This window comes from Pseudomonas hygromyciniae (genome assembly GCF_016925675.1).
In the GTDB taxonomy this organism is placed as follows: domain Bacteria; phylum Pseudomonadota; class Gammaproteobacteria; order Pseudomonadales; family Pseudomonadaceae; genus Aquipseudomonas; species Aquipseudomonas hygromyciniae.
In genome coordinates, this window is record NZ_CP070507.1 from 222,037 (window position 1) to 236,846 (window position 14,810).

13 protein-coding genes and 1 pseudogene are annotated in these 14,810 nt (G+C 55.7%); 9 read left to right on the forward strand and 5 right to left on the reverse strand.

All coding sequences use genetic code 11. The annotated features are described in order from the left end of the window. Nucleotides 1–192: 192 nt before the first annotated feature. From JTY93_RS28660 to JTY93_RS28670, 3 genes are all read left to right on the forward strand, one after another. Nucleotides 193–1,158, forward strand: coding sequence for a DNA replication terminus site-binding protein (locus JTY93_RS28660; protein ID WP_076964880.1), 966 nt, complete (start codon nt 193–195; stop codon nt 1,156–1,158). Nucleotides 1,159–1,270: 112 nt separating this feature from the next. Next, a complete protein-coding gene (locus tag JTY93_RS28665; RefSeq protein WP_047229587.1) occupies nt 1,271–1,537 on the forward strand; it encodes a hypothetical protein in 267 nt (88 codons plus the stop codon). An 817-nt stretch (nt 1,538–2,354) separates the two neighbouring features. Continuing rightward, nucleotides 2,355–3,566, forward strand: a complete 1,212-nt coding sequence (locus JTY93_RS28670; protein WP_240357308.1) for a hypothetical protein — start codon at nt 2,355–2,357, stop codon at nt 3,564–3,566. A 98-nt stretch (nt 3,567–3,664) separates the two neighbouring features. Here the strand turns inward: JTY93_RS28670 and JTY93_RS28675 are convergent, their stop codons facing one another. The 4 genes from JTY93_RS28675 to JTY93_RS28690 form a co-directional block, all read right to left on the reverse strand. Next, nucleotides 3,665–3,832 (reverse strand): hypothetical protein, encoded by a 168-nt coding sequence (locus JTY93_RS28675; protein ID WP_154220689.1) that lies wholly within the window; start codon nt 3,830–3,832, stop codon nt 3,665–3,667. Nucleotides 3,833–4,048: 216 nt separating this feature from the next. Beyond that, complete coding sequence (locus JTY93_RS28680) at nt 4,049–5,293, reverse strand: DUF1173 family protein (protein WP_169990627.1); 1,245 nt, start codon at nt 5,291–5,293, stop codon at nt 4,049–4,051. 22 nt (nt 5,294–5,315) lie between these two features. Then, the gene (locus JTY93_RS28685) at nt 5,316–6,086 is read right to left on the reverse strand and encodes a hypothetical protein (RefSeq protein WP_038445905.1); all 771 of its coding nucleotides are present in this window, start codon (nt 6,084–6,086) and stop codon (nt 5,316–5,318) included. Between the two features lie 145 nt (nt 6,087–6,231). Further along, complete coding sequence (locus JTY93_RS28690) at nt 6,232–7,242, reverse strand: site-specific integrase (RefSeq protein WP_149278425.1); 1,011 nt, start codon at nt 7,240–7,242, stop codon at nt 6,232–6,234. 186 nt (nt 7,243–7,428) lie between these two features. Between JTY93_RS28690 and JTY93_RS28695 the strand changes: the two genes are divergently transcribed. The 3 genes and pseudogenes from JTY93_RS28695 to cysN all read left to right on the forward strand — a co-directional run. Continuing rightward, a complete protein-coding gene (locus JTY93_RS28695) occupies nt 7,429–8,466 on the forward strand; it encodes a DNA-binding protein (RefSeq protein ID WP_149278423.1) in 1,038 nt (345 codons plus the stop codon). A gap of 194 nt (nt 8,467–8,660) precedes the next feature. Then, complete coding sequence (gene cysD, locus JTY93_RS28700; RefSeq protein ID WP_149278422.1) at nt 8,661–9,578, forward strand: sulfate adenylyltransferase subunit CysD; 918 nt, start codon at nt 8,661–8,663, stop codon at nt 9,576–9,578. Nucleotides 9,579–9,591: 13 nt separating this feature from the next. Then, nucleotides 9,592–11,484, forward strand: a pseudogene (gene cysN / locus JTY93_RS28705) (sulfate adenylyltransferase subunit CysN); the annotation flags it as partial. 312 nt (nt 11,485–11,796) lie between these two features. On the opposite strand, the gene nhaR reads toward cysN, so the two are convergent. After that, nucleotides 11,797–12,708 (reverse strand): transcriptional activator NhaR, encoded by a 912-nt coding sequence (gene nhaR / locus JTY93_RS28710; protein WP_149278420.1) that lies wholly within the window; start codon nt 12,706–12,708, stop codon nt 11,797–11,799. Nucleotides 12,709–12,832: 124 nt separating this feature from the next. Here nhaR and hpf point away from each other — a divergent pair, with 124 nt between their 5' ends. From hpf to JTY93_RS28725, 3 genes are all read left to right on the forward strand, one after another. After that, nucleotides 12,833–13,156 carry a ribosome hibernation-promoting factor, HPF/YfiA family gene (gene hpf / locus JTY93_RS28715; RefSeq protein ID WP_205477296.1) on the forward strand — a complete coding sequence of 108 codons (324 nt, stop codon included), beginning with the start codon at nt 12,833–12,835 and terminating at the stop codon, nt 13,154–13,156. 100 nt (nt 13,157–13,256) lie between these two features. Then, nucleotides 13,257–13,787, forward strand: coding sequence for a hypothetical protein (locus JTY93_RS28720; RefSeq protein WP_205477297.1), 531 nt, complete (start codon nt 13,257–13,259; stop codon nt 13,785–13,787). Nucleotides 13,788–13,849: 62 nt separating this feature from the next. Further along, entirely contained in the window at nt 13,850–14,809 is a 960-nt protein-coding gene (locus tag JTY93_RS28725) for a TerC family protein (RefSeq protein WP_205477298.1), read from the forward strand. Nucleotide 14,810 lies beyond the last annotated feature (1 nt).

Below are 14,810 nucleotides of genomic sequence, written 5' to 3' on the forward strand. Positions count from 1 at the left end.
CTGGAACAGCCTCAAGGCGTACTTTTTCCGAACTTTGTAGGTCCCCTCCATGGTGCATGCAATACCACCCCTTCACTTAGTTTCGTGTAAATGGACTCAATCCCCTCGACTCTGGTTAACATGGTTGAGTTAGGTCTTAGGGTTGCCTCGATAAGGCCCTGAGTGAAGGGGTGGTATTATGTGGGGATCGGTATGACTCAATCTATTGTCTTGGCGTTCGAACGTCTCACTGCCGCGGTGACTGCCTTAAACGCAAAGTGGCCATCCCTTGTAGTAGCGGGGAGGGCTTGGCGAATCCCGCTTCTATCAGAGCAAAAAACTCCTTCTAATATCGCAGTTCAAAGCATCACAGGAATGGAAGCCATTACGGCGGCTATAACGGCATTTGGAGAGTTCGAACGTGATCTTGGCCAGGCTCCAGGAACCGTTATGCGCTTACCTGGTTACTTCGTGCTGTCAGGGTCGGTACTGGAGGAGGGAAGGGCAGTGAACCGCTGCAAGACCGCCTTGATGGAAGCGATCGAAGCTGAACGGGAGCTTCGCAACGTTGCTGTCAGCCGCCGCTCTCACATCATGCGCCAAGCCTTGGGTAAAAATTTCTCTCTCAATCAGCTCAAACGGGCAATCCAGGTCTTTGACGCTGCGCCAAGACAGATCACTTTCACCTGGGCCGGCCACACCTCAGGAAAAGAGCGTGTGACTGTCGCGCACGCGCGCGAGCTGCTGCTCGAGGAAGCTCATGAGCGATCTATGGCCACCGGTGAGCCTGTAGAAAGTAGTCCGCAGTGGGTCGATCTGCGCAGCATCGCGAACATGGCTGAAACTGACTTATTGGATGTGCCAAAGCAAATCGCGCCGCATCCGCGGGCAATGCTGTGGTTTTCAGAGAGCAGCCGCTATGACGCAATGCTGCACGCTAACCTTCCGTTTTTCGTTTTGGATGGGCAAAGCGTTGCGAGGGTTGTTTCTCTCAAGAATTTTGACCGAGATCTACGATCGGCAAGACGCTTCGACATGAAACAGCGGACGCCGGCACTCCCAGGAGGTCGATTTTTTGTTGCTGCGCCCGAGGATGAATGTGGAGACCCGAAATCTGATGCAGTAGACGCCGTGACCTCGACTTACCGAGAGTCGATAAGAACGAAACCGGCCGACTGAAAAATCCAGAAATATCAATATGTTACAGTTCGTTGAATGGTTGTTATGTTAAACGACAATTACCAGAACGATTCTAATATCTAAATGGAATATGTTGCAGGAATGTATACCTATGAGTATCGAAACCACCCGAAAGCCTGCTCCGACGCTGTTAACTGAGCCGCTGACCCTGACCCTTGATCATCTGACGCTGGGCGATCTGAATGCCTACCGCCAGGCGACCCACGCCGAACAATGGCCACCAGCAGATCTGAATGGGGATGAGCGGAAATTCTACATCGAGCAGCAGCAGAAATTTGCGGCCGAAGCGGCATTGGGGCTGGCCCTATTCCTCAATGATCAAGTCGCACGGCAGCTCAGCGAGCCGATCGAGGAATAGTTCGGTGAAAACTCAATCAGCACATGATCAACACCCTTTGTTTCTTGCTGCGATGGTGCAGTTGATCGCCGATGTTCCTGCAGTTGTATGGATTGTTGCCGACTCGTGGGTGCGATGCGAGAACTGTGAGTACACGATTGGTGCTGACTAGCCTGCGACACGTGAACAGGTTTGCCAACTTCTGATAGACGCGGACTGGAACGCTCAGCAGTGGCTAAGCGACTGACCAAGGGAAGGAAACGTGTTCTTCACCGTCCTCACCGTCCGTTCGAAGCAGATCGAAATCAAAGCAGCTAGACGCTTTCGATGGCTACCCGGTAGGGACTTCTCCGCACCAGGTCACGTATTGATGAATTGGCTGGGTGTGATGGTGTTCACCGAGCCAGCCCGCCCAAAGCTGGATGCATAGGAAAATCAGAAAATGCCACGGAATAGCGAATACGGAAATATGCCGAAATATGCGTAGCTGGTAATGATTGCATGATTGCCGGTCGCAGGCACCTGGGTGAAGACAATGGAGGTGATGGCCTGCTCATAGCCCCTCCCGGGTTAGTCCGCTGAATGCGCTCAATATTCATACAGTCGCTGCCAGGTGTTGTCGGTTTCGAGTCGGTAATCGTGGGTTCGATAGTAATGTGCTGAAGATGTGAGCCATGCCTACACGACTATTTTGGCATAACATGTCGGTAAAATTTTCCGGCCCGCATGAGTCACGCTCTATCACCAAAAGCGCACCAGTCAAATAAGGACAAACATGAATATATGCAAGTGTTTGCAATGCAATACATGCGGAACGAAAATCGATTGCAGAATCGGCATGTCTAATAGAGATATACAGCCATTCCAGTTCGCCTGCCCAAATTGCGAAGAGCGTATTTCTTTCGTATTTGGTCAAGAAGATGGTGAGTTACGTGGCGCCAATGAGTTGATCATAAAGCCTAATGAACTTTTCAATGGCGAAAACCCATTTATTGATCTCCATCTAGACTTCCCCGTCTACTTTGGGAAATATGAAATGGGCATGACAACTTTCATGAGGGTAACAAGGGAAATAAGCTTAGATGCTTACCGCCACTTGAATCTCCGCTTGGACATGTTGAACCGACTCTATCCAATGCAGCATGATTTGAGAAGTGTAATTACGCAATTCAAACGCGGAGACATAGATAGCTTTGAAAAAACCTGCGCCAGGTTACCTGGAGTCAATCTAAAATCGCATAAACAGCAAGATGTGCTAGCCGCTCTCTATTCAGCAACATCTATTATGTCATCGCCATTTACGATTCACGGAGTCAACGCCGAAATAAGTGAGGGAGCACCCCAGATATGCAGATGGTTACATGAAAGCCACCCGGACAAAACGCTGGAATTTATCGAAGAAATTCTAGCCAATGAATTTCTCAGAAATCTGCATAATGATTGCCTATCCCTTTATCCCAAGCTAATTTCTATGGATTTGCCGTTCAGATCAGCCTTTTTTTACGACTACGCGGACAACGATAATATTGGCCGTAATCCTGCCAGAATCTCTACCGCTGACTTCGATGTTTGCAGCAATTATTACAAAGATTTGTCTGAGGTTTTCGCCCGTCAACTTACTTTCTTGGCGGGCTTGAACAACCTTATGAAACGTGGGGATAGCGACCAATTCGAGCCCTCCCTTAAAGTGACTACGCTGGGTAAAGCAAGGCTAGATCTGGTTTCTTTGAATGCGTTCGCTAACGTAGACCTAGGAAACAAACTACGCTTTATCGACGATTGTTTTTACAAAATAGACACATCAGCAATTGATAACAAGCTAAGAAATGGCATAGCTCATTACAAGTACGACTACAAAGAATCAACGCAAACCATTACTTACTACCCTAGCAGAGAAGGGATGAGTCGAGAGAAATACCACGAAACGTCATTTATGGAGTTCATGAGGAAGTCTCTATTACTCTTTAGGGAAGTTCATAACGTGAATCACATCATCAAGGCGGTGCTTTTTTTATTGTGTATTGATTCTGAAAAAAGAGATATAAATTAACGTCAAAATCTATGTTAGGAGTGAAAAAACCCAAGCATGGCTTGGGTTTGAATGAGCGCTAGGTGACTAGGTTCTAGGTTTTTTGAATGACCTATTGTTCATCGTTTTTCTTCGGGATTATCCATTCCCTCCGGCCTGTCGGGAGTAACTGCATTCTTCGGAAAAACTCCAGCCGAACGTAACTCAGCCTCGATCAAATCGTTGCGACGCTTCATTTGCTCAACGATCCGTTCGCCAACCCAAAAAAACCCAATTGCTATAGCCATGAGCCCTATCCAGATTTGCGTACTTGCTACTATTTCCACCGAGCACCTCATTTTAGTCGGGCGTTTAAATCATTACGTTGAACCGCAGCTGTCGCAGATTCAGTGAAGCTTAGAGGTGGCCATTTTGGCAGTTTCCTCGCTCAATTTGACTATGCTCTCAGCATTTCACATGGCTTACAAAACCCAAGCCCACATCCAGTCCGTGCTGCATTGCAATCACGCTTTGGGGGGAAATGGAGGTATATCTTTTCCTTTCGGATCAGCCGCGGCATTCCATGACCACCACCCTGCATCACCGTACTCCTGGTTGTACCAAGCTGTTTTAATGGCCTTCCGTTCTAGGTAGACAGGAGTGCTCATGCCGAACACTTCCAGGGGAAGATCTTTGCCCGTATCCAAAAGCCAGAAGTCAGGAAAAACCTCACTTTCATCAGCGTCATAACGCAATGGTTTATCAAAGCTGCGGCCGGATGCGTGGAGTTTGCTCTCTATCACGGCTTCGTAATCTGAATCGACGGGAATCCAGCGTTCAGTTACCTGCATCAGCGCCACCTCAACGACATCAACTCGCGAAAATGACTCTCCTTTAGGCGGCGTGACTTGAGCCACAGCGATAACGCGACTTCCACGTTTCCATGCGGAAAGCTCTCTCTCGAATCGGCGGGCGGCAGTTGCCCAGACTGCCGGCGGCAAATTCAGCATGGGCATGCCGAACGGCCCGGCCAGCGGTAATCTGCTGATGTCTCCAGAATGGCGTTCAGTGTTATATCGAGCCAGCGGCGATATTGCGAGGAGCCGGAGATCCCGGGTCATCGCCGAATTGGCGACCGCCAGGTTGCGAGCTGCCCCCTTACTGTCCTTTTGCGCACCCAACAAAAGCACTCCACTCAACTTCATACGGCTTGCTGCTACACGTTCTGCAGCCTGAAGAAGCGCGTAGTTCACAATGCCACTGTTGCGTTTGCCCTCCATTGCTGGATACCAAGTAGATAGTCGTGACTCGGACCAAAGCAGATGAAGAAGTCCGAGCAATGTCATGGCTGGTTTGCTCTTCCCTGGTGCTCTATTCAGCGTCGTGCTTTCTCTTTCCTCGGATTTAGGATCCTGAACACGTATGCCCCGGGCCAGGCGTACCCGAATACTGCCATCGTCACCCTCCTCCACCACGCCAGCCGCATACCCTTGCATACCGGAGCGCTCCGGTGCTGGCGCATAGAAGCGACAATCGTTCGAGTGTTCGTGACCTGTTCCGCCGAAACGCGCCAGATGAAAACCGTCGCTCCCCTCACGTCGCTTGATCGAGAGTTTTCGGGCACCGCTGCTTGGGCACTGGCAAGTTGCATGGTTGCCGTAGGCCTTCTCCAGGACGGATTTCCAGGGTACTGCGTACTGCAGTTCTGTTTGGAATTCCGGTGAATAACGTGTCCCAGAGATGAGAATCGGATATCGACGGTTGAGCATGATTTTTTTCTCCTGATAAGGGTCAGGCTATAGCGCGCGGCCGGCTAGCGTAAGTCGCGTCAGCACGATTCGCTAGAATCTGAATATGGAGGTCCACAAGAAATTCGTGTCCACGATCTGGAGTCATGAGTGCAACTCCAAACAGTTCGTTTGCTGCAATGCTTCCGCCGGTCCCGTGAAAGCTTTCTTTTCCCTCTATCATGGAAAATATCCCCTCGAGATAACCTGTCTCAACCGCGTCAGCAGATAAATTCGGATTTGTGAGTCCGAAAACTTTGCCCGTTGGCCACTCCAGGTCCCCAAGTGGGGGAAGGTTCTCCAGTGCCCAGTAGCCGGTGCGTTTGACGGCTCGTGCGAGCTCGTAGTGCTTCTGGTCACTCTGATACCAGCCCCCAACCGAATGGAGCTTTTGCCGTGCCTGATCCAGACGATCAAGCTGTACGGCGCGAATAGAGCGCTCGTATTCAGGAAGGTTGTCAAAGCCATCGATCCAAATCGGGACAATGCGTAGCGCCTCCCAACGCAGTAAACAGCGCATAAGTGATGAGCGACTGCCATTCATGAAGACTTCGCCTGGCTGCACCAATTGGTTGTCGCTGTTGTACAGGCCAACTAGGCAGTTTTGGTGGAGCCAAATATTTCGCTGAATGAAGTCGTAGATTGCTTCAGCATTGTGCAGGAGCGGGTCACTACCGACAGGGCCACTAAGTGTCTGGTGCGAGAGGGTGACCATGTGCCGGTCAATAAAGTACGGCCTCATTTTACCGAGGGCGCAGAGACTACGGATTTTCATTAAGTCGAAGCCTCCTAATTGGGGTTGTGCCGAGATAAAGGAAATTTAGGACATTCGTCCTGTAAATGCCTGTAATTACGTTGTTTTTTGTTTGTTCTATTTGCGGCTTAAGCCAATGCCTAAAGGGCTGTCATCCCGTATCTAGCTATGGCTTGCGCCGCAGTAACGAGCCAGCCGCATTCTCCTCGAAGGCTCTAGCCTCTTCGATATAGCCGTGGACGGTGCTGTCGTGCCGCCAGCCACCCTGACGCTTGATCTCCAGAAAGTCCGCCCCAGCCCGATGGGCGCTGGTGGCCAGTCCACGGCGCAGACTGTGGCTGCTCATCTTGGGCACATACGACAGCCCCGCTGCTTCGGCACGGGCCGACAGGATGGTATTAACGCTACCCTCGTGCAGCGCCACCTCGCCGATCACGCCCCAGCGACTGATGCGCCGGAACAGTGGCCCCTGCTCAATCTGAGCGGCATCCAACCAACACCGTAGCGCCTTTGCCGGGCAGCAGACGCAGTCGCCGAACGGAATCGCCTTGTCCAGTCCCTCGCCCTCCTGATCGGTCTTGGAGCGCGGCAGCGTGATCCGCAGACCTTCCCGCTCCCACTGAAGGTATTGCACCTCCAGCGTGACCAGCTCGCTGCGGCGGAACGCACCGAAGTACCCCACCTGTAGCAATGCGCTGTCACGCAGCGCGGCGAGCCCTTCGAGCGCGTCCAGATGCGTCACGATGAGCTCGAGATCCTCCAGCAGCAGCGCCTTGGCTTTGTGTCGCGGCCGCCCATGGACTCGCTCAATCCCGCGCATGGTCTTGCGGACGGTGGCGCTGGCGGCCGGATCGGGAAAGCCCTGATAGCGGTGCCATTGCGACAGCGCGGTGAGGCGCAGCGCCAGGGTCCGCGGGTTCAACACTACCGCGAAGGCCAGCAGGTAGCGAATCAGCGCCGCTTCATCGCACGGCAGGACGCCGCCCCAGGCCTGAAAGTGGCGGATCGCCGAGCGGTAGGTGCGTCGGGTGTTGTCGGAGGTGGCCGCCGCAAGAAAACGCTGGTGTTGCTGGGCCAACTGCTCGGGCGTGGCAAGCGTACCGGAGGTACGCGCCGGCCCCGCTGGTTCGTCGAGTGGTAGCGAAGGGAGGTTTTCGTCGTGATTGCTGGTCTTCATCCAGAAACGCCTGTTTAGGCCGTGTGTACCGCAGATTATAGGCGCGAACATTGATCGTGAGTATTTAACCCACGATAACTGAGCTTATCGTGGCTTAGCTGGCGGTCTCACCGGGCTTAGCTATTCTGTACTTAAACCGATGTATTACGTTGTCCGTAATACGGTACGAAAAAATCCGAGGTAGTGATGGCCCGTTCTGGCGTCCTTTATGTGCATGTCGCCCAGGCGGCGGCCCGGCTCGTGGCCGCGGGCCACAGCCCGACGATCGACCGCATCCGCGCCGACCTGGGCGGGACCGGCAGCAAAAGCACGATTGCCCCCTTGTTAAAACGCTGGAAAAGCGCGCATCCCGGCACGGTCGCGCAGGCCGAACTGGGATTGCCGGCGGAGCTCGTCCTGGCGGTGAAAGGGGTGTACGAAAAAGTTCAGGCGGATGCGGTCCTGCAAGTCGAGCAGGCTGAGCAGATTCATCAGGCCGCCACCGCGGCATTGCAGGAGCAGTTGCAACAAGCTTTCGTGGAGCACGACGCGTTACTCACCGTTCAGGCGCAACAGGCCCAGGCGTTTATTGAGGCAAACGCGCGCATCCAGGTGCTGGCTGAAACTGTGCACCGTCAGGAGATTGCTCTAGCGAGCCTGGGCAGTGAGAAGCTCGGATTCGAACAGCGCCTGACTGATCGCGCCTGCGAGGTGGCCTCACTGACCCAACAACTGCAGCAAGCGCAGGTGCAATCTGAGCATTACCAGGTATCGGTTGCTCAGCAACGCGCCGACGAGCGCCAGAGCGCTGAACAACGCCACAATCACCTGGAACAAGAATTGAGTGCGCTCCGGCAACGCCTGCTCGCTCAGCAAGCACGTCTGGGCGAGCTGCAAGCTCAGGAACAACGCTTGGCACAAGACAACGATCGCCTACAGAGCGCCCTGCTCACGACCCAGGACTCGCTGACGCAGAGCCGCAGCGCGCATGAGCAGGCAGCGTTTCAGCTCACCGAGCTGAAACGAATCCATCAGGCACTAGAGCAGCATCATGGCGCTAATGAGCAGCGTTTGGCTGAGAAACGGACGAGCCTGGCTGTGACCGAGAAGGAACGGAGTCTTCTGGCAGAACGCTTAACCCGAGCTGAAACCCAACTGACCGAGGTGACCACAGACAAGCAGCTCCTCCTGCAAGAGAAAGCTGTGCTGTCCAGTCAACTCGCGGAATTCAGAGCGCAGCCGTGAGCGGTCTTGTATGGCTAATGGCGCGCTCACTAGGCATGCGCCACAACGGAGCGAAAGAGGCTCGACGCAATGGCATAAATATAGATATTTATGATCTAAGCAGTCGTCCATTTAGAAGATTGTGCCGTGCTAGAGTCCTCACGCTCACGCTCACGCCCCGCAAGCCGTAACCCAAAAGAAATCTGAGAGTAGCCATGCTCGATAAACTGACCCACCTGAAACAGCTGGAGACGGAAAGTATCCACATCATTCGTGAAGTGGCCGCCGAATTCGACAACCCGGTGATGCTCTACTCCATTGGTAAAGACTCCGCCGTGATGCTGCATCTGGCACGCAAGGCATTCTTTCCCGGCAAGCTGCCGTTCCCCGTGCTGCATGTCGATACCACATGGAAATTTCAGGAAATGTACCGTTTTCGCGCAAAGATGACTGCCGAGATGGGGCTGGATTTACTGGTGCACATTAACCAGGACGGTGTGGCGCAGAACATCAACCCCTTCACCCACGGCAGCGCCAAGCACACCGACATCATGAAGACCGAGGGCTTGAAGCAGGCCCTGGACAAGTATGGTTTCGATGCCGCCTTCGGCGGTGCCCGTCGCGATGAAGAGAAATCCCGCGCCAAGGAACGCGTGTACTCGTTCCGCGACAGCAAGCACCGCTGGGACCCGAAGAACCAGCGCCCCGAGCTGTGGAACGTCTACAACGGCAAGGTCAAGAAGGGCGAGTCGATCCGTGTGTTCCCGCTGTCCAACTGGACCGAGCTGGACATCTGGCAGTACATCTACCTGGAGCAGATCCCGATCGTGCCGCTGTACTTCGCCGCCGAGCGCGAAGTGATCGAGAAGAACGGCACGCTGATCATGATCGACGACGAGCGCATCCTCGAGCACCTGTCGGACGAGGAGAAAGCCCGTATCACCAAGAAAATGGTGCGTTTCCGCACCCTCGGCTGCTACCCGCTGACCGGCGCGGTGGAGTCCACTGCGACCACGCTGACCGACATCATTCAGGAAATGCTCCTGACCCGTACTTCCGAGCGTCAGGGCCGCGTCATCGATCACGATGGGGCCGGTTCCATGGAAGAGAAAAAACGTCAGGGCTATTTCTAAGCAGGGGGTTAATATGTCGCACCAATCCGATCTGATCAGCGAAGACATCCTCGCCTACCTGGCCCAGCACGAGCGCAAGGAATTGTTGCGTTTCCTCACCTGCGGCAACGTCGACGACGGCAAGAGCACCCTGATCGGCCGCCTGCTGCACGACTCGAAGATGATCTACGAAGACCATCTGGAAGCCATCACCCGTGACTCGAAGAAAGTCGGCACCACCGGTGATGATATCGACCTGGCATTGCTGGTCGACGGTCTGCAGGCCGAGCGCGAGCAGGGCATCACCATCGACGTGGCGTACCGCTACTTCAGCACCGCCAGGCGCAAATTTATCATCGCCGACACCCCCCGGCCATGAGCAGTACACCCGCAATATGGCCACCGGTGCTTCCACCTGCGACCTGGCGATCATCCTGATCGACGCCCGCTACGGCGTGCAGACCCAGACCAAGCGCCACAGCTTTATCGCCAGCCTGTTGGGCATCAAACACATCGTTGTGGCCATCAACAAGATGGACCTCAAGGGCTTCGATCAGGGCGTGTTCGAGCAGATCAAGGCCGATTACCTGCAGTTCGCCGAGGGCATTTCGCTCAAGCCGAGCTCGCTGCACTTCGTGCCGATGTCGGCGCTGAAGGGCGACAACGTGGTGAACAAGAGCGAGCGTTCGCCTTGGTACACCGGCCAGTCGCTGATGGAAATCCTCGAGACCGTGGAAGTCGCCGGTGACCGTAATTTCACCGATCTGCGTTTCCCGGTGCAGTACGTCAACCGTCCGAACCTGAACTTCCGTGGTTTTGCCGGCACCCTGGCCAGCGGCATCGTGCGCAAGGGCGACGAAGTTATCGCCCTGCCGTCGGGCAAGGGCAGCAAGGTCAAATCCATCGTCACCTACGAAGGTGAGCTGGAGCAGGCCGGTCCGGGTCAGGCGATCACCATCACCCTGGAAGATGAGATCGACGTATCGCGCGGCGACATGCTGGTGCATGGCGACAACCGCCCGCAGGTGGTCGATAGCTTCGACGCCATGCTGGTGTGGATGGCCGAGGAGCCGATGCTGCCGGGCAAGAAGTACGACATCAAATGCGCCACCAGCTACGTGCCGGGCTCGATTGCCAGCATCAATCACCGGGTCGAGGTGAATACCCTGGAAGAGGGCGCGGCGAGCAGCCTGCAGTTCAACGAAATCGGCCAGGTGCGCATCGCTCTGGATGCACCGATCGCGCTGGACGGCTACGCGCATAACCGCACCACCGGCTCCTTTATCGTCATCGATCGCCTGACCAATGGCACCGTCGGTGCCGGTATGATCATCGCCGAACCAGTAGGTGCTCAGGGTTCTGGCGGCCATCACGGCAAGCTGACTCACGTTTCCACCGAAGAGCGCGTCAGCCGTTTCGGTCAGCAGCCCGCCACCGTGCTGTTCAGCGGCCTGTCCGGCGCTGGCAAGAGCACCCTGGCTTACTCCGTGGAGCGCAAGCTGTTCGATATGGGTCGTGCGGTCTATGTCCTGGATGGCCAGAACCTGCGTCATGACCTGAACAAGGGCCTGCCGCAGGACCGTGCCGGGCGTACCGAGAACTGGCGTCGTGCCGCCCACGTGGCGCGTCAGTTCAACGAAGCTGGCCTGCTGACCCTGGCCGCGTTCGTCGCCCCCGGATGCCGAAGACCGTGAGCAGGCCAAGGCGCTGATCGGTGCCGAGCGTCTGATCACCGTGTATGTGCAGGCTTCGCCGCAAGTCTGCTCCGAGCGTGACCCGCAAGGCCTGTACGCAGCTGGTGTCGACAATATCCCGGGTGAGTCCTTCCCCCTATGACGTGCCGCTGAATGCCGATCTGGTGATCGACACGCAGAGCCTGTCGGTGGAAGAAGGCGTCAAGCAGGTGTTGGCGCTGCTACGTTCGCGCGGGGGTCATCGGATCAACACACCTTCTGGATCAAACCGTGTAAAAGACCGACAAAAGGCATTCAGCAAATGGCTCGACGTGTTCGAGCCATTTGCTTTTCCCCTTGAGCAACGAACAATCACTGATCCTCGCCCAACGTATTGACTGATCGTTCGGGATCGTAGGCCTCTAGAGTCAGGTTTACTTCCGTACAGGCGCTCTTCAATGTTGCAAAAAGTTCGTGTCGCCTTTTGATATCGAGCCAGACACACGACAGAAACTCGCGCTGAGGGAGCGTGAGCTAAAGCGAACACCACACTCAAGAACACCACGCTACCGAACAGGATCGCCTTCGACGAACAAGGATTGCTTCGCCGCCTCACTAACCGCCACGACGGCGGGATGGGTCAGTCTGCGCTCAATGGAGATTGCGTAGTAGCGCACCATGACCTCATGGGCGCAGCCTATGACCTCGACCCCATACTGATCCCCAATTTCATTGCTCAGTATTGCCGGCGCAGGGAAAATGCCGGCACCGGCCTTGCCGAAGGCTTTCATCAGTGCGCTGTCGTCGAACTTACCGATGATGTGTGGCTGGATCTGTTGCTCGTTAAACCAGCGCGTCAGCGGTGCCTGCACCGCCACCTTATCTCCCGGAAGTAAAAAAGGGGCACCGTCCAGGGAGCGCGGAAAAGTCGATCGGTAGCGCGCGGCCAGTTCCGGCACCGCATAAAAGGCGACGGTGCATCGCCCCAGCTCGTGGTTATAGCCTTTCACCCCCAGCTCGGAGGGCAACGGCCGATCAGCGATCACCAGGTCGAGTTGGTGGATGGCCAGTTCTGCGAACAATCGCTCTAACTTGTCCTCGTAGCATATGAGACGCACAGGCTCTGCGAGTGCCATTGCTGGTGCCAACAACTGATAGGCGAGCGATTTGGGCACGGCGTCGGCAACCCCCACCCGAAACGACTGTTCTCCGCTGCCGGCACCACTGCGTAACGATTGTTCGAGTTCGTTGCCTATCTGGAAGATCTCGTCGGCATGGGACAGCGCCAGTTTTCCCGCAGACGTCAGTTCGAGACGCCTACCAATACGGCGGAACAGATCCGTGCCCAATGAACGCTCAAGCTCGGCGAGCTGACCACTAATCGTCTGGGGAGTGAGATGCAGCCGTTCGGCGGCACGCGTGATGCTTCCGGCCTTAGCGACGTTCCAAAAATAGTGAAGCTGTTTGTAGTTCAGCATGGGCAGTGAGGCTCACTATCAGTCTGTGGCGAATTAATCGCAAAGAATAATCTGCTTTTCTTGATGCAGAAGCAAACCTAGGATTACCCCATGTAACCCCGCATTGGGGTTAAAGGAGTATGGGATGCAAATCGACATCCAGACCCGCGATATCACGCTGACCGAGGAGTTGCGTGCCCATGTAGAGCGACGGTTGCAGTTCGCCCTAAGTCGCTTTCAGGATCAGGGGCTGCTGATCACCGTCTGCCTGTCCGGCGTGAGCGGGGGCAGCGGGGAGGATCGCCACTGTTACCTGCAAATTCGTGCCGAGGGCTGCCCCGATGTCTCCATCGAAGACACCGAGGCAGACCTCTATATCGCGATCAATCGCGCAGTGGAGCGCGCCGGACGAATGCTGGAGCGCCAGTGGCAGTGTGCCCACAATCATTTGAATGGCCCGTTTCAGTGAGGTTGATATGAGTGGATTTGATAGGCCTGGATTTCTTGCGCAAGTGGCATTGAGTTTTAAGCGAATACGGGCGCGCACCTGGCTGATTCTGGCGGCGGTGATGCTTGCTTTAATCGGCCTGCTGGTTTGGGCTGGCATTGCGCTCCTGTCCTGGTTGTGGACTCAGGGGTCGGTCGTGACCGACGCGGGCAAGCGTTTCGCCGGTGACGCCATGACCCAGGTCGAACAGGTTGCGCCCGGGCTGCGAGAGCAGGCCGAGCAGTGGGTGCCTGCGGGGGTGAAGGAACAGGCAGGCAAGTGGTTGCCAGGGCTAGGCACGGATCTGCCAGCGAATGACGTCAGTGGCAACGACGTCGGGCCAGTGTCGCGTTTCCCCGGCTTGGTGCGCAGCCACTTTGCGCGCGACGGGCAGACCGTCGAGGTGCGCTACGCAGGGGGCGCGCCATTCGAAGCGGTGTTGGCGCACTACGTCGCAGGCTTCGCCGCAGCCGGGTATGCCCAAGAGGTGATGTCCGCTACCACCGAGGGCGAGCAACACCGCTTCAGTCGTGGCGAGGAATCTATCGACCTCTCACTGCTGCGTCACCGCAGTGGCCAGGTAGAGGTTCGTTTGAAACTGTCGTCACCGTGATTTTTGAGGTGCTCTATGCGATGCGCGAAAGCCCTCTTTGAAAAACAACCCAGGACTTTGATATGAGCCCTACTATCTCCATCGGCGAACCCTGGATGTGGGCCGTCTTCATCGCTTTCGTTCTGATCATGCTGGCGCTGGATCTGTTCGTGTTCGGCGGCAACAAGGCGCACAAGGTGAGCGTCAAGGAAGCGGGTGCCTGGACGCTGGCCTGGGTGAGTCTCGCGCTCGCGTTCGGCGTCGGCCTGTGGTGGCATTTGAACGGCACGGTGGGGCCGGAGATCGCCGACCAGAAGGCGCTGGAATTTCTCACCGGCTATCTGATCGAGTGGTCGCTATCGGTGGACAACGTGTTTGTCTTCCTGCTGATCTTCACGGCCTTCCACGTCCCAGCCGAATACCAGCGCCGGGTGCTCATCTACGGTGTGCTCGGTGCCATTGTCATGCGCGCCATCATGATCCTCGCCGGAGCCTGGGTGGTGCGCGAGTATTCCTGGGTGCTCTATATCTTCGGTGCCTTCCTACTGATCACCGGCATACGCATGCTGGTCATGGCGGAGAAAGTGCCCGATCTGGAGCAGAACCCGGTTCTCAAGTTCGCGCGCCGGCATCTGCGCATTACCGAAGACTATCACGGCGAAAAATTCAGCGTGCTCAAGGATGGCGTGCGCTATGTCACGCCGCTGTTCCTGGTGCTGATCATGATCGAGGTCACCGACCTGGTGTTCGCGGTGGATTCCATTCCAGCCATCTTCGCCATCACCACCGACCCCTTCATCGTCTTCACCTCCAACATCTTCGCCATCATGGGCCTGCGCGCGCTGTATTTCCTACTCGCTGACGTGGCGGATCGTTTCCATCTACTGAAATACGGCCTGGCCATGGTGCTCACCTTCATCGGTGCCAAGATGCTGATCGCGCCCTGGTATCACGTACCGGTGCAGGCTTCGCTCGGCATCGTCGTGATCTTGATCGGCTCGAGCGTAATTGCCAGTTTGGTCGCCACGCGCAGAGCAAACTGAT

Coding starts and splice junctions, on each gene's coding strand:
- JTY93_RS28690 (WP_149278425.1), bottom strand. CDS start 7,242: ATGAAGACCAGCAATCACGACGAAAACCTCCCTTCGCTACCACTCGAC.
- JTY93_RS28720 (WP_205477297.1), top strand. CDS start 13,257: ATGCTTGCTTTAATCGGCCTGCTGGTTTGGGCTGGCATTGCGCTCCTG.
- JTY93_RS28680 (WP_169990627.1), bottom strand. CDS start 5,293: ATGCTCAACCGTCGATATCCGATTCTCATCTCTGGGACACGTTATTCA.
- JTY93_RS28725 (WP_205477298.1), top strand. CDS start 13,850: ATGAGCCCTACTATCTCCATCGGCGAACCCTGGATGTGGGCCGTCTTC.
- JTY93_RS28685 (WP_038445905.1), bottom strand. CDS start 6,086: ATGAAAATCCGTAGTCTCTGCGCCCTCGGTAAAATGAGGCCGTACTTT.
- JTY93_RS28665 (WP_047229587.1), top strand. CDS start 1,271: ATGAGTATCGAAACCACCCGAAAGCCTGCTCCGACGCTGTTAACTGAG.
- JTY93_RS28695 (WP_149278423.1), top strand. CDS start 7,429: ATGGCCCGTTCTGGCGTCCTTTATGTGCATGTCGCCCAGGCGGCGGCC.
- JTY93_RS28670 (WP_240357308.1), top strand. CDS start 2,355: ATGTCTAATAGAGATATACAGCCATTCCAGTTCGCCTGCCCAAATTGC.
- nhaR (WP_149278420.1), bottom strand. CDS start 12,708: ATGCTGAACTACAAACAGCTTCACTATTTTTGGAACGTCGCTAAGGCC.
- JTY93_RS28675 (WP_154220689.1), bottom strand. CDS start 3,832: ATGGCTATAGCAATTGGGTTTTTTTGGGTTGGCGAACGGATCGTTGAG.
- hpf (WP_205477296.1), top strand. CDS start 12,833: ATGCAAATCGACATCCAGACCCGCGATATCACGCTGACCGAGGAGTTG.
- JTY93_RS28660 (WP_076964880.1), top strand. CDS start 193: ATGACTCAATCTATTGTCTTGGCGTTCGAACGTCTCACTGCCGCGGTG.
- cysD (WP_149278422.1), top strand. CDS start 8,661: ATGCTCGATAAACTGACCCACCTGAAACAGCTGGAGACGGAAAGTATC.